22 protein-coding genes and 1 pseudogene are annotated in these 16,809 nt (G+C 39.4%); 19 read left to right on the plus strand and 4 right to left on the minus strand.

The annotated features are described in order from the left end of the window. Window positions 1-104: 104 nt before the first annotated feature. From HMPREF2795_RS03240 to HMPREF2795_RS03255, 4 genes are read right to left on the minus strand one after another with little or no spacing between them, the layout of a single operon-like run. On the minus strand, window positions 105-560 hold the full coding sequence (locus HMPREF2795_RS03240) for an 8-oxo-dGTP diphosphatase (RefSeq protein WP_001081772.1): 456 nt from the start codon (window positions 558-560) through the stop codon (window positions 105-107). 10 nt (window positions 561-570) lie between these two features. Continuing rightward, complete coding sequence (locus tag HMPREF2795_RS03245) at window positions 571-1,092, minus strand: DUF1697 domain-containing protein (RefSeq protein ID WP_000400057.1); 522 nt, start codon at window positions 1,090-1,092, stop codon at window positions 571-573. Window positions 1,093-1,142: 50 nt separating this feature from the next. After that, window positions 1,143-2,309 carry an aminoacetone oxidase gene (locus tag HMPREF2795_RS03250; RefSeq protein ID WP_007554923.1) on the minus strand — a complete coding sequence of 389 codons (1,167 nt, stop codon included), beginning with the start codon at window positions 2,307-2,309 and terminating at the stop codon, window positions 1,143-1,145. 56 nt (window positions 2,310-2,365) lie between these two features. Beyond that, window positions 2,366-3,211 carry a DegV family protein gene (locus tag HMPREF2795_RS03255; RefSeq protein ID WP_075228223.1) on the minus strand — a complete coding sequence of 282 codons (846 nt, stop codon included), beginning with the start codon at window positions 3,209-3,211 and terminating at the stop codon, window positions 2,366-2,368. Between the two features lie 124 nt (window positions 3,212-3,335). On the opposite strand from HMPREF2795_RS03255, the gene HMPREF2795_RS03260 reads away from it, so the two are divergent. The 19 genes and pseudogenes from HMPREF2795_RS03260 (at window position 3,336) to HMPREF2795_RS03350 (ending at window position 16,801) form a co-directional block, all read left to right on the plus strand. Beyond that, entirely contained in the window at window positions 3,336-3,893 is a 558-nt protein-coding gene (locus HMPREF2795_RS03260) for a TetR/AcrR family transcriptional regulator (protein ID WP_004252362.1), read from the plus strand. 18 nt (window positions 3,894-3,911) lie between these two features. Next, window positions 3,912-4,379, plus strand: coding sequence for a deoxycytidylate deaminase (locus HMPREF2795_RS03265; protein WP_075228224.1), 468 nt, complete (start codon window positions 3,912-3,914; stop codon window positions 4,377-4,379). An 89-nt stretch (window positions 4,380-4,468) separates the two neighbouring features. Next, a complete protein-coding gene (gene upp, locus HMPREF2795_RS03270; protein WP_006150334.1) occupies window positions 4,469-5,098 on the plus strand; it encodes a uracil phosphoribosyltransferase in 630 nt (209 codons plus the stop codon). Between the two features lie 169 nt (window positions 5,099-5,267). Then, window positions 5,268-5,861: pseudogene (locus tag HMPREF2795_RS03275) on the plus strand (ATP-dependent Clp protease proteolytic subunit); the annotation flags it as partial. A gap of 75 nt (window positions 5,862-5,936) precedes the next feature. Then, window positions 5,937-6,206, plus strand: a complete 270-nt coding sequence (locus HMPREF2795_RS03280) for a YlbG family protein (RefSeq protein ID WP_000486587.1) — start codon at window positions 5,937-5,939, stop codon at window positions 6,204-6,206. Window positions 6,207-6,294: 88 nt separating this feature from the next. Beyond that, on the plus strand, window positions 6,295-7,455 hold the full coding sequence (locus HMPREF2795_RS03285; RefSeq protein WP_000726157.1) for an ABC transporter substrate-binding protein: 1,161 nt from the start codon (window positions 6,295-6,297) through the stop codon (window positions 7,453-7,455). A gap of 113 nt (window positions 7,456-7,568) precedes the next feature. Then, window positions 7,569-8,438, plus strand: a complete 870-nt coding sequence (locus HMPREF2795_RS03290; protein ID WP_075228225.1) for a branched-chain amino acid ABC transporter permease — start codon at window positions 7,569-7,571, stop codon at window positions 8,436-8,438. Between the two features lie 3 nt (window positions 8,439-8,441). Continuing rightward, window positions 8,442-9,398, plus strand: a complete 957-nt coding sequence (locus HMPREF2795_RS03295) for a branched-chain amino acid ABC transporter permease (protein ID WP_075228226.1) — start codon at window positions 8,442-8,444, stop codon at window positions 9,396-9,398. Then, the gene (locus HMPREF2795_RS03300) at window positions 9,398-10,162 is read left to right on the plus strand and encodes an ABC transporter ATP-binding protein (protein ID WP_075228227.1); all 765 of its coding nucleotides are present in this window, start codon (window positions 9,398-9,400) and stop codon (window positions 10,160-10,162) included. The genes HMPREF2795_RS03295 and HMPREF2795_RS03300 overlap by 1 nt, the downstream gene beginning before the upstream one ends. Continuing rightward, the gene (locus tag HMPREF2795_RS03305) at window positions 10,162-10,872 is read left to right on the plus strand and encodes an ABC transporter ATP-binding protein (protein WP_075228228.1); all 711 of its coding nucleotides are present in this window, start codon (window positions 10,162-10,164) and stop codon (window positions 10,870-10,872) included. Before HMPREF2795_RS03300 ends, HMPREF2795_RS03305 begins: the two co-directional genes overlap by 1 nt. Before the next feature lie 459 nt (window positions 10,873-11,331). Then, window positions 11,332-11,988 (plus strand): CBS domain-containing protein, encoded by a 657-nt coding sequence (locus tag HMPREF2795_RS03310; protein ID WP_000268637.1) that lies wholly within the window; start codon window positions 11,332-11,334, stop codon window positions 11,986-11,988. 128 nt (window positions 11,989-12,116) lie between these two features. Next, on the plus strand, window positions 12,117-12,407 hold the full coding sequence (gene rpsF, locus HMPREF2795_RS03315; protein WP_001151786.1) for a 30S ribosomal protein S6: 291 nt from the start codon (window positions 12,117-12,119) through the stop codon (window positions 12,405-12,407). A gap of 11 nt (window positions 12,408-12,418) precedes the next feature. After that, a complete protein-coding gene (gene ssbA, locus HMPREF2795_RS03320) occupies window positions 12,419-12,889 on the plus strand; it encodes a single-stranded DNA-binding protein SsbA (protein ID WP_000609604.1) in 471 nt (156 codons plus the stop codon). Window positions 12,890-12,921: 32 nt separating this feature from the next. Continuing rightward, window positions 12,922-13,161, plus strand: a complete 240-nt coding sequence (gene rpsR, locus HMPREF2795_RS03325) for a 30S ribosomal protein S18 (RefSeq protein ID WP_075228229.1) — start codon at window positions 12,922-12,924, stop codon at window positions 13,159-13,161. Window positions 13,162-13,382: 221 nt separating this feature from the next. After that, window positions 13,383-13,886, plus strand: a complete 504-nt coding sequence (locus tag HMPREF2795_RS03330) for a GNAT family N-acetyltransferase (RefSeq protein WP_075228261.1) — start codon at window positions 13,383-13,385, stop codon at window positions 13,884-13,886. An 80-nt stretch (window positions 13,887-13,966) separates the two neighbouring features. Continuing rightward, complete coding sequence (locus tag HMPREF2795_RS03335; RefSeq protein ID WP_075228230.1) at window positions 13,967-15,367, plus strand: bifunctional Cof-type HAD-IIB family hydrolase/peptidylprolyl isomerase; 1,401 nt, start codon at window positions 13,967-13,969, stop codon at window positions 15,365-15,367. 1 nt (window position 15,368) lies between these two features. Beyond that, window positions 15,369-15,731, plus strand: a complete 363-nt coding sequence (locus tag HMPREF2795_RS03340; protein WP_000689622.1) for a S1 RNA-binding domain-containing protein — start codon at window positions 15,369-15,371, stop codon at window positions 15,729-15,731. A 49-nt stretch (window positions 15,732-15,780) separates the two neighbouring features. Next, complete coding sequence (locus tag HMPREF2795_RS03345) at window positions 15,781-16,527, plus strand: tRNA1(Val) (adenine(37)-N6)-methyltransferase (RefSeq protein ID WP_000229054.1); 747 nt, start codon at window positions 15,781-15,783, stop codon at window positions 16,525-16,527. After that, window positions 16,517-16,801: a GIY-YIG nuclease family protein gene (locus HMPREF2795_RS03350; protein ID WP_075228231.1), complete on the plus strand. Its 285-nt coding sequence runs from the start codon at window positions 16,517-16,519 to the stop codon at window positions 16,799-16,801. Before HMPREF2795_RS03345 ends, HMPREF2795_RS03350 begins: the two co-directional genes overlap by 11 nt. Window positions 16,802-16,809: the final 8 nt, after the last annotated feature.

Raw genomic sequence — 16,809 nt, forward strand, 5'->3', positions numbered from 1 at the left:
TAGTTTGCTCTTTGATTTTCATTGAGTATTAGTAGGAGGACACAGACCTAGCTTGAAGATTAGACAAGCTAAAAATCGGCGGAGAGACCTCTGCCGATTTACTGTTATTTGAGTTGGTAAGACCAATCTTCCCCATCCTTATAGTAAAAGAACTCACTGAGGTCTTCTTCCAAAAAAACACGAAGCATATCAGACATATCCTCAGTAGCTAGTTTAAGATGAGATAGATTTTCAAAATCCTCCCACCAGACTTTTCCTTCGTCTGAAGATTGGAGCTCACCAGTAAAGTGTTCAGTTTTGTAAAAGAGGACAACATAGCGATAATCTGCATCATCATACCAGTCTTTGATCCCACAGAGTTGGGGTTTAGAAATGGTCAGACCAGTTTCTTCTTTCACTTCACGAATGACAGCATCGACAAAGGATTCGCCACGTTCAACATGGCCACCAGGAAAGGTAATGCCAGGCCAGTCAGGACTAACTCGGTCTTGAACTAGGACCTTGTCCCCATTTTTAATCAAGCACATGTTGACAAATTCGACTGATTCTCTTCTGTTCATCTTATTTTTCCTATTTTGTTAGTAATTTTTCTACCACGTTTAACTTTCGCATGGTCAGATCAACGCCGAACAGCTTTTCGAGATAGTTGGTATTAAGCTTTTTTCGTTTTGCAGTTCTAGGGAGATAGAGGTAAAGACAATGGTTGCCGATACAAATTTCTTCTTCCCCATAGTCAATATTCAATTTTTCTAATGGTAGACTTTGGATAGCATTCTGGAAAAGAATTATATGTATACGGTCATAAAGATAGTGTTCTCCAAACGGATTTTCTTGGACAATTTTTGTAAAATCACTCTTATTTTTAATGACCATTTTCAAGTCGGCTCCGATTTTTTCTTTTATTAGAGTATGGACTTGTTCTCGTATTTCTTCTATGGCTAAGTCGCTTTCAAGAATAATATTTCCACTTTGAATATAAGTTCGAACGTGTTGAAAACCAGCCTCTGTTAAGATATCTACCAGATAAGACATTTTAGGGATAGCATTTTGTCCATTCGGTGTAACACCTCTCAGTAAAATAATATGTTCCAAAATAGCTCCTTTCTTATCCAATATCTTTAGATACTATATCATTTATAGTTCTAGTTTGAGCCTGCCACCCAGCCGGTACAGAGGGCAGAAGTGATGTTAAATCCCCCCGTATGGGCATTGATATCTAGTACTTCGCCAGCAAAGTGGAGTCCAGGTACTAGCTTACTTTCCAGCGTTTTAGGATTGATTTCCTTGAGACTAACGCCACCTTTAGTTACAAAGGATTTAGCCAATGACATTTTGCCAGTTACAGGGATTTTAAGAGCCTTGATGGACTGGACAAGTTGGTCGCGTTCCTTTTCTGTTAGTTGTTTGACTTTTTCAGGATATCCTTGGACAAAAAATTCTGCCAAGCGTTCAGGGAGTAAAGTTTTTAAGGCATTTTTCAAGGACTTTTCACGGTTCTCTTCTAAAAAGTCAACTAAGTCACCTTCTGAAAGTTGTGGCAAGACATCTAGAGAGAGAATTTCCCCACCCTTGACAAAGCTAGACATGCGTAGCGCAGCAGGACCTGACAAACCAAAGTGGGTAAAGAGTAGGTCATGAGTGATGACATGCTTGCCATAGCTTAGGGTCACATCGTCTAGGGAAATTCCCTGCAAGGCCTTATGCGGGAAATCAGTCAACAATGGACTTTCAGCAGCCTCAAGCTCGGTAATGGTGTGTTTGAAATGTCGGGCGATTTCATGACCAAAACCAGTAGAGCCAGTAGAAGGATAGGATTTTCCACCAGTTGTGACGATGAGTTTATCACAAGTGAAGGTTTGGTCTGCTGACTTAAGGACAAACTGGTCGTCAATCTTTTTAACCGAAACAATCTCTGTTTGAGTGGCAACTTGCCCACCTAGCTCCATGATTTTCTTTTCCAAAGCTTCGATAATGGTTCGAGATTTGTCACTGGCTGGAAAGACGCGGCCATGGTCTTCGACCTTGAGTTTTACGCCATTTTCAGTAAAAAAGTTGATAATATCATGGTTATCAAACTGGGAGAAGACACTGTATAGAAAGCGGCCATTCCCAGGGATGCCAGCTAATAGGTCATCTAGAGTTCCATTATTGGTAACGTTACAGCGACCACCACCAGTACCAGCTAATTTTTTTCCAAGTTTTCGATTTTTTTCGATGAGAAGGGTTTTCTGTCCATAAAAGCTACTGGAAATCGTAGCCATCATACCAGCAGGTCCTCCCCCGATTACAATAGTGTCAAAATGTTTCATAAAAGTATTGTACCATAAAAAAACAAGAGATGATAAGTCATCTCCTGTTTGATTTATTAGTCAATTTCATATCCCATGAGGAGTCCACCTTCTTCTGCATAAAAACTGCAGAGCCCAGAGGTTGGGATAATCTTGATTTCAGCTTGTGGGAATTTTTCACGCAAGAGTTCTGAGAGTTGTTGGCAGAATTTATCATTACTACGGTGAGCCATGACGATACGCCCACCAGCGTAGCCAGCCTTGATTAACTCTTCATAAGCAGCTTGAAGGGACTTCTTAGCACCACGAGCCTTTTGGAGGAGTTCCAAGGTTCCAGTTTCACTTGCTTCCCCGACCATACGAATATTAAGGAGCCCAACAACTGTACCGATCAGCTTACTCAAGCGACCATTCTTAACAAGGTTATCAACCTTAGCGAGAACGAACAATAACTTAGTTTTTTCTTGGTAAGCAGTAATAGCATTAACCACTTCTTCAAAAGAAAGTCCTTGGTCAATCAAATCATTGATTTTCTCAACGATTAGATCAACTTCCCCACCAGCAGACAAACTATCAATGACATGAATCTGAGTATCAGGATGTTCTTCGAGATAGAGATTCTTAGCTAATTGAGCGCTGTTTTGACTACCAGAAAGAGTTCCGGTAATGGTCACTACAAAAATATGTTTGGCACCTTCAAATGCTCGTAAATAATCATCAGGACTAGGGCAAGCTGATTTAGAAGCTTCAGAAGTCGCATACATAGTTTCCATCATCTGATCAATATCCAGATTGGCATCATCGACAAAGACCTGGTCAGCAACTTGAATCGTTAATGGGACACTGATAAATTCAGTATCAAAAGCAAGGTTTGCCAGTTGGCGATAATCACAACCAGAGTCAGCTACAATCTTCCAAGTCATAGAATTTCTCCATCTTTATCACTTATACATTGACAAAGGTTCTGTCTTTTTTTACAATTATATCATGAAAGCCCTTGAAACAAAAGTAGTACCTCTCTGTTGTCACAACTAGAAAGAAATTGTTATGTCTGAACGTAAAATATCTGAAAAATCGCTTGAAAATCTTAGAAAATCCAATCAAGAATCTAATTTGCTAACCAGAGAAGCGATTGAAACAGCTCTTTTGCAACTCTTAGAGAAAAAGGAGTTGGCTAAGATTAGCATTTCTGAGTTAGTCAAGCGTGCTGGCGTTTCTCGTGCAGCTTTTTATCGAAACTATGATTCCAAAGAAGAGATTTTAGAAAGTGTCTTTAAACGTAGCGTCCATAACATCATGGAGCAACTAAGTCATTACGATGTCAAGACGGATCTCTATCTAGTTTGGGTTCACCTTTTTCGAGAAGCCAAGAAAGAAGCCAAGGTTATTCAGCTTGCCCTGGACTATCACTTGGAAAAAATCTTTGTGCAAGCTATGCAGGAATTTTTGGAAAAATATTATGGAAAATCAAAGGGTGTTAGCAGTTATCTGCATTCTTTTTGGAGTTCTGCCATCGTATCCGTTTTGCTAAAATGGATCAAGGATGGAATGAAGGTTCCTGCTGAGAAAATTGCAGATTTGCGTTTGCCATTTTTCAAAAAATAAGTTAAGAGGAGAAAAACTATGACAGAAAAAAGACTGGCTTGGGATGAGTATTTCGCTGCTCAAGCTCTATTGATTGCCAATCGTTCAACCTGTAAACGTGCCAAGGTAGGAGCCGTTTTAGTTAAGGATAACAAGGTTGTTTCAACAGGCTATAATGGCTCTGTATCAGGAACAGAACATTGTATTGACCACGACTGTCTGGTGATTGAGGGCCACTGTGTCCGCACTCTTCATGCAGAGGTAAATGCTATTTTACAAGGGGCAGAGCGTGGCGTTCCAAAGGGCTTTACAGCCTACGTTACTCATTTCCCATGTCTTAACTGTACCAAGCAACTCCTTCAAGTAGGTTGCGAGCGTGTTGTTTATATCAACCAATACCGCATGGATGACTATGCTCAACATCTTTATCGCGAAAAAGGGACAGAGTTAACCCATTTACCACTTGAAACAGTACAAGCAGCTCTCCAAGAGGCTCACCTAATCTAGAAATTATAAAAAAATAAATGGTTTAGAAAGCTTTTTAAGCCATTTTTTGATATAATAAGAAGAATAAATTGAAAGAAGGAATTCTGAAAATGGGAAAACTTGAAGTTATTAATCATCCACTGATTCAACACAAATTGTCAATCTTGCGTCGCACTGACACTTCTACAAAAGCTTTTCGTGAGTTAGTTAACGAGATTGCAATGTTGATGGGATATGAAGTACTTCGTGATCTTCCACTTGAAGACGTTGAAATCGAAACACCTATCACAAAAACAGTTCAAAAACAATTGGCTGGTAAAAAATTAGCGATTGTTCCAATCTTACGTGCAGGTATCGGGATGGTAGATGGACTATTAAGCTTGGTTCCAGCAGCAAAAGTTGGTCACATCGGTATGTACCGTGATGAAGAAACCCTTCAACCAGTAGAATACTTAGTAAAATTACCTGAAGATATCGACCAACGTCAAATCTTTGTGGTTGACCCTATGCTTGCAACTGGTGGTTCAGCAATCTTGGCTGTTGATTCCCTTAAAAAACGTGGGGCTTCAAACATCAAGTTTGTCTGCTTGGTATCTGCTCCTGAAGGAGTAAAAGCTCTTCAAGAAGCTCACCCAGATGTAGAAATCTTTACTGCAGCTTTGGATGAACGTTTGAACGAACATGGTTATATTGTTCCAGGTCTTGGAGACGCAGGAGACCGCTTGTTCGGTACAAAATAAGATTCTAAGCATAGACTAAAACTGTTCATTGGTTTTAGTTTCGAAAGGAGGTTGAATTTTTGTGTCTGTCTTTAGAATGGAGCAAAAATTTGACCTTTTTTGACCAAAAATATATAATAATCCTGTATCGAGTCGTTTGACTAAGAAATATTGAAATCAGAAGGAGAAAAGAATGATTCCTGTAGTTATTGAACAAACAAGTCGTGGAGAACGTTCATATGACATTTACTCACGTCTTTTAAAAGATCGTATCATCATGTTGACTGGACCAGTCGAAGACAATATGGCGAACTCAGTCATCGCTCAATTGCTTTTCTTGGATGCCCAAGATAGTACAAAAGATATTTACCTTTATGTAAATACTCCTGGTGGTTCTGTATCAGCTGGTTTGGCAATCGTTGATACCATGAACTTTATCAAGGCAGATGTCCAAACTATCGTTATGGGGATGGCAGCTTCAATGGGAACAATTATTGCTTCAAGTGGAGCAAAAGGTAAACGTTTCATGCTTCCAAATGCAGAGTACATGATTCACCAACCAATGGGTGGTACAGGTGGTGGTACTCAGCAAACAGATATGGCTATCGCTGCTGAACACTTGCTAAAAACTCGTAAGACTTTGGAGCAAATTCTTGCAGATAACTCTGGTAAATCAGTTGAGCAAATCCATGCAGATGCTGAACGTGATTACTGGATGAGTGCTCAAGAAACACTTGAATATGGTTTCATTGATGAAATCATGGCTAATAATTCTTTGAATTAATCTTTTGAAGCAAACTCGACTGAGTTTGCTTTTTTTGATATAATAGTAAGAAGATTGTTAGAAGGAAGTTGTAATATGTTTCAAAAAGAGAATCGGTCTGGTCTGATTATCTACCTATACTATAATCGTGATGCAAAAAAACTCGATCATTATGGTGATATTTGTTACCACTCTAAAAAACACCGTTATCTGCAACTGTATGTCCCAACAGAAGAAGTGGAAGAACTGGTTAGCCGTTTAGGAAAAGAGAGATTTATCAAAAAAGTGCGACGATGTCATATCCAAGAATTGGAAACTCCCTTTGTTGGTAGTCTCTATAGAAATAGCGAAAACGTTATCATGTAAAAATTAAGATAAATGTGTTGACAATTTTCAGATAATTCGGTATATTCTTAACATGTAATTTAAATTAAGAAATTAAAAGGAGATAAACATGAAGAAAAAATTTGCCTTATCACTTGTAGCTCTTGCAAGTGTAGCTGTTTTAGCAGCTTGTGGAGAAGTGAAGACAGGAGCTTCAAATTCAACTGGTAACCCAGTGGATGAGAAAGTCGTTAAAATTGGTTTCAACTTTGAAGAAACTGGTGCTGTAGCATCTTACGGTACATCTGAGCAAAAGGGTGCTCAACTTGCAGTTGATGAAATCAACGCAGCAGGTGGTATCGATGGAAAACAGATCGAAGTAGTAGACAAAGATAACAAATCTGAAACTGCTGAAGCTGCTTCAGTTTCAACAAACCTTGTTACTCAATCTAAAGTAGCAGCAATCGTAGGACCTGCAACTTCAGGTGCAACTGCAGCAGCAGTAGCAAATGCTACACAAGCTGGGGTTCCATTGATTTCTCCAAGTGCTACTCAAGATGGTTTGACAAAAGGTCAAGATTTCCTTTTCATCGGAACATTCCAAGATAGCTTCCAAGGGAAAATCATTTCTAACTATGTTACAAACAAGTTGAACGCTAAGAAAGTTGTCTTGTATACTGATAACTCAAGCGACTATGCTAAAGGAATTGCAAAATCATTCCGTGATTCATTCTCAGGCGAAATCGTAGCAGATGAAACGTTTGTATCAGGTGACACTGACTTCCAAGCAGCTTTGACAAAAATCAAAGATAAAGACTTTGATGCAATCGTATTGCCAGGTTACTATACAGAAGCTGGTAAGATTGTAAACCAAGCTCGTGGAATGGGAATTGATAAACCAATCATCGGTGGTGATGGATTCAACGGTGCGGAATTTGTTCAACAAGCAACTGCTGAAAGAGCAACAAACATTTACTTCATCTCAGGATTTTCAACTACTGTTGATGTTTCAGATAAAGCAAAAGCCTTCCTTGAAGCTTACCGTGCAAAATACAACGAAGATCCTTCAACATTTGCAGCTCTTGCTTATGACTCAGTTTACCTTGTAGCTAATGCAGCAAAAGGTGCAAAAACTTCAGTTGATATCAAGAACAATCTTGCTAAAACACAAAACTTTGAAGGTGTTACAGGTCAAACAAGCTTTGATGCAGATCACAACACTGTGAAAACAGCCTTCATGATGACCATGAATAATGGTAAAGTAGAAGCGGCAGAAGTCGTAAAACCATAATTATAGATACAGGAAATGGGGAATGAGCTTTTACTCACTCCCTGTTTCGGTGTTTATGAAAGGATTATTTTTTTATAAAAATCCTAAAAAAAAACTTAGAAAGAGTGAACCATATGCTTCAACAACTTGTCAATGGTCTAATCTTGGGGAGTGTCTATGCGCTGCTAGCCCTAGGTTATACTATGGTTTATGGAATTATCAAGCTCATTAACTTTGCCCACGGTGATATTTATATGATGGGTGCTTTCATGGGTTATTTCTTGATTAATTCCTTGCAATTAAATTTCTTTGTTGCCTTGATCTTATCGATGATTGGAACGGCAATTCTCGGTGTTATCATTGAGTTCCTAGCTTATCGTCCATTACGTCATTCAACTCGTATCTCTGTATTGATTACAGCCATCGGGGTTTCCTTCTTACTGGAGTATGGGATGGTCTATCTGGTAGGCGCCAACACACGTGCCTTCCCTCAAGCAATCCAAACAGTTCGTTATGACTTGGGACCAATCAGTCTAACAAATATTCAATTGTTGATTTTGACTGTCTCACTTGTTTTGATGGTTCTTCTACAACTCATCGTACAAAAAACCAAGATGGGGAAAGCCATGCGTGCCGTTTCTGTAGATAGTGATGCTGCTCAGCTGATGGGGATTAACGTGAACCGTACAATCAGTTTCACCTTTGCATTGGGTTCAGCTCTAGCTGGTGCAGCGGGTGTCTTGATTGCACTTTACTATAACTCTCTTGAACCATTGATGGGTATGACTCCAGGTATTAAGTCTTTCGTTGCTGCTGTTCTTGGTGGTATCGGAATCATCCCTGGTGCTGCTCTTGGAGGTTTTGTAATTGGACTATTGGAAACTTTCGCAACAGCCTTTGGAATGTCAGATTACCGAGATGCCATCGTATATGGAATCTTGCTCTTGATCTTGATTGTTCGTCCAGCTGGTATCCTCGGTAAGAATGTGAAAGAGAAGGTGTAAACAATGAAAGATAATTTAAAAGTTAATATTCTCTGGTTATTCCTTTTGTTGCTTGGATACGGTTTGATTAGTTTATTAGTTTCACTAGGAGTTCTAAACCTTTTCCATATTCAAATCCTAGAACAAATCGGGATTAACATTATTCTGGCTGTGGGTCTTAACCTGATTGTTGGTTTCTCTGGTCAGTTTTCACTAGGACATGCTGGTTTTATGGCTATCGGTGCCTATGCTGCAGCTATTATTGGTTCTAAATCTCCAACTTATGGAGCTTTCTTTGGAGCAATGTTGCTTGGTGCCATTATTGCTGGTTTAGTTGCCTTAATCGTAGGTATTCCAACTCTACGTTTGAAAGGGGACTACCTTGCTGTTGCGACATTAGGTGTTGCTGAGATCATTCGAATCTTTATTATTAATGGCGGTGAACTAACTAACGGAGCTGCTGGTATCCTTGGTATTCCAAACTTTACAACCTGGCAAATGGTATATTTCTTTGCTGTGATTACAACAATTGCAACACTAAATTTCCTTCGTAGTCCAATCGGTCGTCTAACTTTATCCGTTCGTGAAGATGAAATCGCTGCTGAATCAGTTGGGGTCAATACAACTAAGATCAAAATTATTGCTTTTGTATTTGGAGCTATGACTGCAAGTATTGCAGGTTCGCTTCAAGCAGGATTTATCGGCTCTGTTGTGCCAAAAGATTATAGCTTTATCAACTCTATCAACGTTTTAATTATCGTTGTATTTGGTGGCTTGGGATCAATTACAGGAGCAATTGTTGCTGCCATTGTTCTTGGTATTTTGAATATGTTCCTTCAAGACGTAGCTAGCATTCGTATGATTATCTATGCTTTGGCCTTGGTACTCGTTATGATTTTCAGACCAGGTGGTCTACTTGGAACATGGGAATTGAGCCTATCAAGACTCTTTAAAAAAGGTAAGAAGGAGGGACAAAACTAATGGCATTACTTGAAGTAAAACAGTTAACCAAGCATTTTGGTGGTCTGACAGCTGTTGGAGATGTAACTCTTGAATTGAATGAAGGTGAACTTGTTGGCTTGATTGGACCGAACGGAGCTGGGAAAACAACTCTTTTCAACCTACTGACAGGAGTTTATGAACCAAGCGAAGGAACAGTAACCTTGGATGGCCACTTACTAAATGGTAAGCAACCTTATAAAATCGCATCTCTTGGTTTAGGGCGTACCTTCCAGAACATCCGCCTCTTTAAAGACTTGACAGTTTTGGATAACGTTTTGATTGCATTTAGTAACCATCATAAACAACATGTTTTTGCAAGCTTCTTGCGCTTACCTGCTTTTTATAAGAATGAAAAAGAATTAAAGGCTAAAGCCTTAGAATTACTAAAAATCTTTGATTTGGATGGTGATGCTGAAACCTTAGCTAAAAACTTAGCCTATGGCCAACAACGTCGTTTGGAAATTGTTCGCGCCCTTGCTACAGAGCCTAAAATTCTCTTCTTGGATGAGCCAGCAGCAGGTATGAACCCACAAGAAACTGCAGAATTGACTGAGTTGATCCGTCGCATCAAGGATGAATTCAAGATTACCATCATGCTGATTGAACATGATATGAACTTGGTTATGGAAGTTACGGAGCGAATCTATGTTTTAGAGTACGGTCGTTTGATTGCTCATGGGACACCAGATGAAATCAAGAGCAATAAACGTGTTATCGAAGCTTATCTTGGAGGTGAAGCCTAATGTCTATGTTAAAAGTTGAAAACCTCTCAGTTCACTACGGTATGATTCAAGCTGTACGTGATGTGAGCTTTGAAGTTAATGAAGGGGAAGTTGTTTCACTTATCGGTGCTAACGGTGCTGGTAAAACAACCATCCTTCGTACCCTATCAGGTCTTGTGCGCCCAAGTTCTGGTAAAATTGAATTTTTGGGACAAGAAATCCAAAAGATGCCTGCACAGAAGATTGTGGCATCAGGACTTTCTCAAGTACCAGAAGGACGTCATGTTTTCTCAGGTTTGACTGTTATGGAAAACTTGGAGATGGGAGCCTTTCTTAAGAAAAATCGTGAAGAGAACCAAGCAAATCTGAAAAAAGTCTTTTCACGTTTCCCTCGTCTGGAAGAACGTAAAAACCAAGATGCAGCTACCCTTTCTGGTGGTGAGCAACAGATGCTTGCTATGGGACGTGCGCTTATGTCAACGCCTAAACTTCTTCTCTTAGATGAACCATCAATGGGGCTTGCACCAATTTTCATCCAAGAAATTTTTGATATCATTCAAGATATTCAAAAACAAGGTACAACTGTTCTTTTGATCGAGCAAAATGCCAATAAAGCACTAGCCATCGCAGATCGAGGCTATGTTCTTGAAACAGGTAAAATCGTTCTTTCAGGAACAGGTAAAGAACTCGCAGCATCAGACGAAGTCAGAAAAGCATATCTAGGTGGCTAAAAAGGTCCGGGGGACATTTTTAGTCGGCGGATAAGGATTACGTAGTAATCTTCGCATAGTCTGGGAGACTAGTTTAGGTTGCGAATAAGGATTGCGCAAGCAATCCACATTAGTCCGTGGGACCTTTTTAGTCGGCAGATAAAGATTGCTTGGCAATCATCAAATCCAGTGGATTGTTTTAGTCGGTAGATAAAGATTGAACAAGCAATCCACATTAGTCCGTGGAACTTTTTTAGCCGGCGGATAGAGATTGTTCGACAATCATCAGATCCAGTGGATTGTTTTAGTCTGCGGGAAAGATTGCCAAATAAATTACATAATCATAAGATTGAGGGTCCTAATATAGGGCTCTTTTTATAGTATTTCAGAGTTTTCAGAATCTTGAAAAATAGATGAAAGCGTTTGATTGATTTTCGTAAAAAGTGTATAATAAAGCTATAAACATAAAGGAGAGTTCCTATGGCAGTTAAAGATTTTATGACACGAAAGGTCGTATATATTAGCCCAGATACGACTGTAGCACATGCAGCAGACTTGATGCGCGAACAAGGTTTGCATCGTCTTCCTGTTATTGAAAATGATAAATTAGTTGGTCTAGTAACAGAAGGAACAATTGCTGAAGCCAGTCCGTCAAAAGCAACGAGTCTTTCAATCTTCGAGATGAATTACTTGCTCAATAAAACAAAAGTAAAGGACGTCATGATTCGTGATGTTGTAACTGTCTCAGGTTATGCAAGTTTGGAAGATGCAACCTACCTTATGCTGAAAAATAAGATTGGAATCTTACCAGTTATTGATAATGGACAAGTCTATGGTGTCATTACTGACCGTGATGTGTTCAGAGCATTTCTTGAAATTTCTGGTTATGGCGAAGAGGGAATCCGTGTTCGTTTTATCACAGAAAATGAAGTTGGGGTACTTGGTAAGATTGTTTCTTTAATCGTTGAGGAAAATCTAAATATTTCTCATACTGTTAATATTCCACGTAAAGATGGTAAGATTGTTATCGAAGTTCAAATTGAGGGAACGGTTGATCTAGCTACCTTTAAACAGAAATTTGAATCTGAGAATATTCAAGTTGAAGAAATTACACAAACTTTAGCAAAAAAACTGTAAAAAATAAAATAGAAGCAGTTTTTACTTGCTAAAAAAAATTTTTTCTAGTATAATAATTTATTGTGAGCAAACCTCACTTACCCCTTGCAAAGTCTTGGGGTCATTAGACCAAAAGGAGGAACATATCAATGGCTAAATACGAAATTCTTTATATCATTCGTCCAAACATTGAAGAAGAAGCGAAAAACGCTTTGGTAGCACGTTTTGACTCTATCTTGACTGACAACGGTGCAACTGTTGTTGAATCAAAAACATGGGAAAAACGTCGTCTTGCATACGAAATCCAAGATTTCCGCGAAGGACTTTACCACATCGTTAACGTTGAAGCAAATGATGATGCAGCTCTTAAAGAGTTTGACCGTCTTTCAAAAATCAACGCTGACATTCTTCGTCACATGATCGTCAAAACTGACGCGTAAGAAGGTAGATTATGATTAACAATGTTGTACTTGTAGGGCGTATGACTCGTGACGCTGAGTTGCGTTATACCCCATCAAATGTAGCAGTTGCGACTTTTACTCTTGCAGTAAACCGTACATTTAAGAGTCAAAATGGCGAACGTGAGGCTGATTTTATCAATGTCGTTATGTGGCGCCAACAGGCTGAGAATCTTGCTAATTGGGCTAAAAAAGGCTCGCTTATCGGGGTGACAGGTCGTATTCAGACTCGTAGTTACGATAACCAGCAAGGACAACGTGTCTACGTGACGGAAGTCGTGGCTGAGAATTTCCAAATGTTGGAAAGCCGTAGTGTGCGTGAAGGACATACTGGTGGAGCTTATTCTGCACCAAGTTCAAACTATTCAGCACCTACTCAATCAGTACCTGACTTTTCACGTGATGAAAATCCATTCGGAACAACGAATCCTTTGGATATTTCAGATGATGATTTACCATTCTAATGGACAATTAATACTATAAAGGAGAAAAAAACATGGCTCAACAACGTCGTGGCGGATTCAAACGCCGTAAAAAAGTTGATTACATCGCAGCAAACAAAATTGAATATGTTGATTACAAAGATACTGAGCTTCTTAGCCGTTTCGTTTCAGAACGTGGGAAAATCCTTCCTCGTCGTGTAACAGGAACTTCAGCTAAAAACCAACGTAAATTAACAACAGCTATCAAACGCGCTCGCGTAATGGCTTTGATGCCTTTCGTAAACGAAGATTAAAAAAGGGGTCCGGGTGGACCTCTTTTTCATGAGCATGAAAACAAGAAAGCGAATTAAAACCCGTTTGGGTCTTTTTTCACGAGCATAGAAATGTGAAAGCGAGTTTGGGTTCAGTGGACCTCTTTTTCAGACCCGGTTGGGTCTTTTTTCACGAGATAGTTTTTTTCTGACCTTGGCGTGCTATAATGGTAATAGAAAGAGTAAAGGTGGGTAAGTCAAAGATGAATTTTACGATTAGAAATATGATTAAGTCTGATATTGAATCCTTATCTCATGGATTTATGAATCAAGGTTGGCCTGGTAGAGAGGAAATTTTGGCTAGATATTTTCTGGAACAGGAAAGTGGGGAGAGAGGAGTCTTAGTTGCAGAGATTGATGGTGCTGTAGCGGGCTACGTTACCATTTTGCCCTCTGCTAAACATGGTCCTTTTGCAGAAGTCTATCCAGAATTATCAGATTTTAATGTGTTTGAGCCTTTTCGAAATCAAGGGATTGGGAATCAACTGCTAGAAGAAGCAGAAAAACGAGTCAAGTTTGTTTCGAGTAAGGTCACTCTTGGCGTAGGTTTGCACTTAGGCTATGGCCCTGCCCAGAGATTGTATATCAGACGGGGCTACATTCCAGATGGGACAGGTGTCTGGTATCGAAATCAACCCTTGGAAATGAATGCAACTAGCCAAAATAATGATGATTTGGTTTTGTATCTAGTAAAGGAATTCGGATAAGAGACAAGGACTTTATTGGGGATGTGGGATTCCTCTACTTTATGGTATAATGGAAAGAGTGAATTGAAGGAGGTAATGAGATGGATGCGAAATTAAGATATAAGGCAAAAAAAATAAAGATTGTTTTTTTTGATATTGATGATACTTTGCGAAACTCAAAGACTGGTTTTATCCCAACCTCAATTCCAACAGTATTTCAACAATTACGTGAAAAAGGTATTTTAACTGGGATTGCGACTGGTCGTGGGATTTTCGGTGTCGTGCCAGAGATTTGCGAACTTAAACCTGACTTTTTTGTTACTCTGAATGGTGCCTATATTGAGGATAAAAAAGGCAATGTGATTGATAGTAACAAAATCTCTAAAGATAAGGTTGAAAGCTATATTGCTTGGACTAAGGAAGTGGGGATTGACTATGGTTTAGTTAGTAGTCATACTGCTAAACTCTCCACTAGAACTGAGTTGATTAGTGAGGCCATTGATCCAATTTATCCTGACTTGGATGTTGATCCTGATTTTTATGAAAAAGAAGACATCTATCAGATGTGGACTTTTGAGGATCAGGGAGATGACCTGACTTTGCCTGAAAGTTTAGCATCGACTTTGCGTATGGTACGCTGGCATGAACATTCGTCAGATGTTGTACCAATTTCAGGTTCAAAAGCAGCTGGTGTAGCAAAAGTTGTAGAACATTTAGGTCTTAAACCTGAGAACGTCATGGTCTTTGGAGACGGTCTTAACGATTTAGAACTCTTTGATTATGCAGGTATTAGTGTTGCTATGGGGATTTCTCATGATGAAATCAAAGAAAAAGCAGATTATATTACAAAAACACTAGAAGAAGATGGCATCTTTGATGCCTTAGAAGGATTTGGTATGGTAGAAAAAGAATTACAGTTTCCGCAAGTAGACATTGAAGCAGTAGAAGGTCCGATTGCGACTATTAAAACAAATCATGGAGATATGCGTATTAAGCTTTTCCCTGAACATGCACCAAAAACAGTAGCCAACTTTATCGCTCTGTCAAAAGATGGTTACTATGACGGGGTCATTTTCCACCGTATTATTAAAGACTTTATGATTCAAGGTGGAGACCCAACTGATACTGGTATGGGTGGCGAATCAATCTATGGTGAGTCATTTGAAGACGAATTTTCAGAGGAACTTTACAATATCCGCGGAGCCCTTTCTATGGCTAATGCTGGACCAAATACAAACGGTAGCCAGTTCTTTATCGTGCAAAATCAACACTTGCCATACTCTAAGAAAGAAATTGCTCGTGGTGGTTGGCCAGAACCAATTGCAGAAATTTATGCGGAACAAGGTGGAACTCCTCACCTAGATCGTCGTCACACAGTTTTTGGACAGCTTGCAGATGAAGCCTCTTATGAAGTTCTGGATGCAATTGCAGGTGTAGAAACAGGTGCAATGGACAAGCCGGTTGAAGATGTCGTCATCGAAACGATTGAAATCGAGGACTAGTATGAAAATAGGTGATAAGCTAACTGGGCGAATTACAGGGATTCAGTCTTATGGAGCCTTTGTGGAGCTAGAAACTGGTATCACAGGTTTGATTCACATTTCTGAAATTCGTACAGGATTTATTGAGAATATCTATGATGTACTGAAAATCGGTGAAGAAGTTCAAGTTCAGGTTGTCGATTTGGACGAATATACAGGTAAAGCAAGTCTTTCTATTCGGACTTTGGAAGAAGAGAAACATCAGTTACCGAGACGGAGACGTTTTTCAAGTGACCGTGTCAAATACGGATTTGCTCCTTTGGCTCGCATGATGCCTATCTGGACCAAGGAAGCTATCTCTAATCTAAATAAGAAAAAGTCTTAATTGATTTTTTCTCTCTTGAAATGTTAATATAGTTTGTTATAATAGAAGTATGGTAGAAGAATTATTAAAATCAGGAGAGAGAATCAATCAGCTCTTTTCTACAGATATCAAGATTATTCAAAATAGAGAGGTTTTTAGCTATTCGGTGGATAGTGTACTTTTGTCACGCTTTCCTCGCTTTCCTAAAAATGGCTTAATAGTGGATTTTTGTGCGGGTAATGGAGCTGTTGGACTTTTTGCCAGTAGTCGTACTAAGGCGAAAATTCTGTCTGTTGAAATCCAGGAACGATTGGCGGATATGGCTGACCGGTCAGTCCGATTAAATGGCTTAGAAGAACAGATGCAGGTCATTTGTGATGATTTGAAAAATATGCCTGCTTACATTCAGGGGAGTAAGGTTGATTTGATTTTATGCAACCCTCCCTATTTTAAGGTGGACCCAAATTCTAATCTGAACGAGAGTGAGCACTATTTGTTGGCTCGGCACGAAATTACGACCAATCTTAAGGAAATCTGCCGTAGTGCCCAAAGTATTCTCAAATCCAATGGGCGTTTGGCCATGGTCCATCGTCCTGATCGATTGTTAGATATCTTAGATACGCTTCAACAGCATAATCTAGCTCCAAAGCGTCTGCAATTTGTTTACCCTAAACGGGAGAAAGAAGCCAATATGCTTTTGATTGAAGCCATCAAGGACGGCTCCACTAGTGGTTTTAAGGTTCTGCCACCACTCATTGTTCATAATGATGATGGTTCCTATACTCCAGAAATTCAAGAGATTTACTATGGATCATAAGGCTTACATGTATGTGGTAGAGTGTTGTGATGGTACCTACTATACTGGCTATACAACGGATGTCAAAAAAAGAATCGCCGTTCACAATAGTGGTAAGGGAGCCAAGTACACACGAGCTCGGTTGCCAGTAAAACTTATCTATGTAGAAGGTTTCGATAGTAAAGAAGAAGCCATGTCAGCCGAAGCGCTTCTAAAACGTAAGAAGAGGCCACAGAAGGAAAGATTTTTATCTGACAACCAAGAAAAAAATTTAATCAATCATTTTGAAGAGTAGAGGGGAGT

Origin of the sequence: Streptococcus sp. HMSC056C01, assembly GCF_001811305.1 — a bacterium.
GTDB lineage: Bacteria > Bacillota > Bacilli > Lactobacillales > Streptococcaceae > Streptococcus.

Excerpts from the sequence above, each read along its gene's own strand:
- HMPREF2795_RS03240 (WP_001081772.1), bottom strand. The coding sequence starts at position 560 with ATGAACAGAAGAGAATCAGTCGAATTTGTCAACATGTGCTTGATTAAA.
- HMPREF2795_RS03250 (WP_007554923.1), bottom strand. The coding sequence starts at position 2,309 with ATGAAACATTTTGACACTATTGTAATCGGGGGAGGACCTGCTGGTATG.
- HMPREF2795_RS03255 (WP_075228223.1), bottom strand. The coding sequence starts at position 3,211 with ATGACTTGGAAGATTGTAGCTGACTCTGGTTGTGATTATCGCCAACTG.
- HMPREF2795_RS03260 (WP_004252362.1), top strand. The coding sequence starts at position 3,336 with ATGTCTGAACGTAAAATATCTGAAAAATCGCTTGAAAATCTTAGAAAA.
- HMPREF2795_RS03265 (WP_075228224.1), top strand. The coding sequence starts at position 3,912 with ATGACAGAAAAAAGACTGGCTTGGGATGAGTATTTCGCTGCTCAAGCT.
- upp (WP_006150334.1), top strand. The coding sequence starts at position 4,469 with ATGGGAAAACTTGAAGTTATTAATCATCCACTGATTCAACACAAATTG.
- HMPREF2795_RS03280 (WP_000486587.1), top strand. The coding sequence starts at position 5,937 with ATGTTTCAAAAAGAGAATCGGTCTGGTCTGATTATCTACCTATACTAT.
- HMPREF2795_RS03285 (WP_000726157.1), top strand. The coding sequence starts at position 6,295 with ATGAAGAAAAAATTTGCCTTATCACTTGTAGCTCTTGCAAGTGTAGCT.
- HMPREF2795_RS03290 (WP_075228225.1), top strand. The coding sequence starts at position 7,569 with ATGCTTCAACAACTTGTCAATGGTCTAATCTTGGGGAGTGTCTATGCG.
- HMPREF2795_RS03295 (WP_075228226.1), top strand. The coding sequence starts at position 8,442 with ATGAAAGATAATTTAAAAGTTAATATTCTCTGGTTATTCCTTTTGTTG.
- HMPREF2795_RS03300 (WP_075228227.1), top strand. The coding sequence starts at position 9,398 with ATGGCATTACTTGAAGTAAAACAGTTAACCAAGCATTTTGGTGGTCTG.
- HMPREF2795_RS03305 (WP_075228228.1), top strand. The coding sequence starts at position 10,162 with ATGTCTATGTTAAAAGTTGAAAACCTCTCAGTTCACTACGGTATGATT.
- HMPREF2795_RS03310 (WP_000268637.1), top strand. The coding sequence starts at position 11,332 with ATGGCAGTTAAAGATTTTATGACACGAAAGGTCGTATATATTAGCCCA.
- rpsF (WP_001151786.1), top strand. The coding sequence starts at position 12,117 with ATGGCTAAATACGAAATTCTTTATATCATTCGTCCAAACATTGAAGAA.
- ssbA (WP_000609604.1), top strand. The coding sequence starts at position 12,419 with ATGATTAACAATGTTGTACTTGTAGGGCGTATGACTCGTGACGCTGAG.
- rpsR (WP_075228229.1), top strand. The coding sequence starts at position 12,922 with ATGGCTCAACAACGTCGTGGCGGATTCAAACGCCGTAAAAAAGTTGAT.
- HMPREF2795_RS03330 (WP_075228261.1), top strand. The coding sequence starts at position 13,383 with ATGAATTTTACGATTAGAAATATGATTAAGTCTGATATTGAATCCTTA.
- HMPREF2795_RS03335 (WP_075228230.1), top strand. The coding sequence starts at position 13,967 with ATGGATGCGAAATTAAGATATAAGGCAAAAAAAATAAAGATTGTTTTT.
- HMPREF2795_RS03340 (WP_000689622.1), top strand. The coding sequence starts at position 15,369 with ATGAAAATAGGTGATAAGCTAACTGGGCGAATTACAGGGATTCAGTCT.
- HMPREF2795_RS03345 (WP_000229054.1), top strand. The coding sequence starts at position 15,781 with ATGGTAGAAGAATTATTAAAATCAGGAGAGAGAATCAATCAGCTCTTT.
- HMPREF2795_RS03350 (WP_075228231.1), top strand. The coding sequence starts at position 16,517 with ATGGATCATAAGGCTTACATGTATGTGGTAGAGTGTTGTGATGGTACC.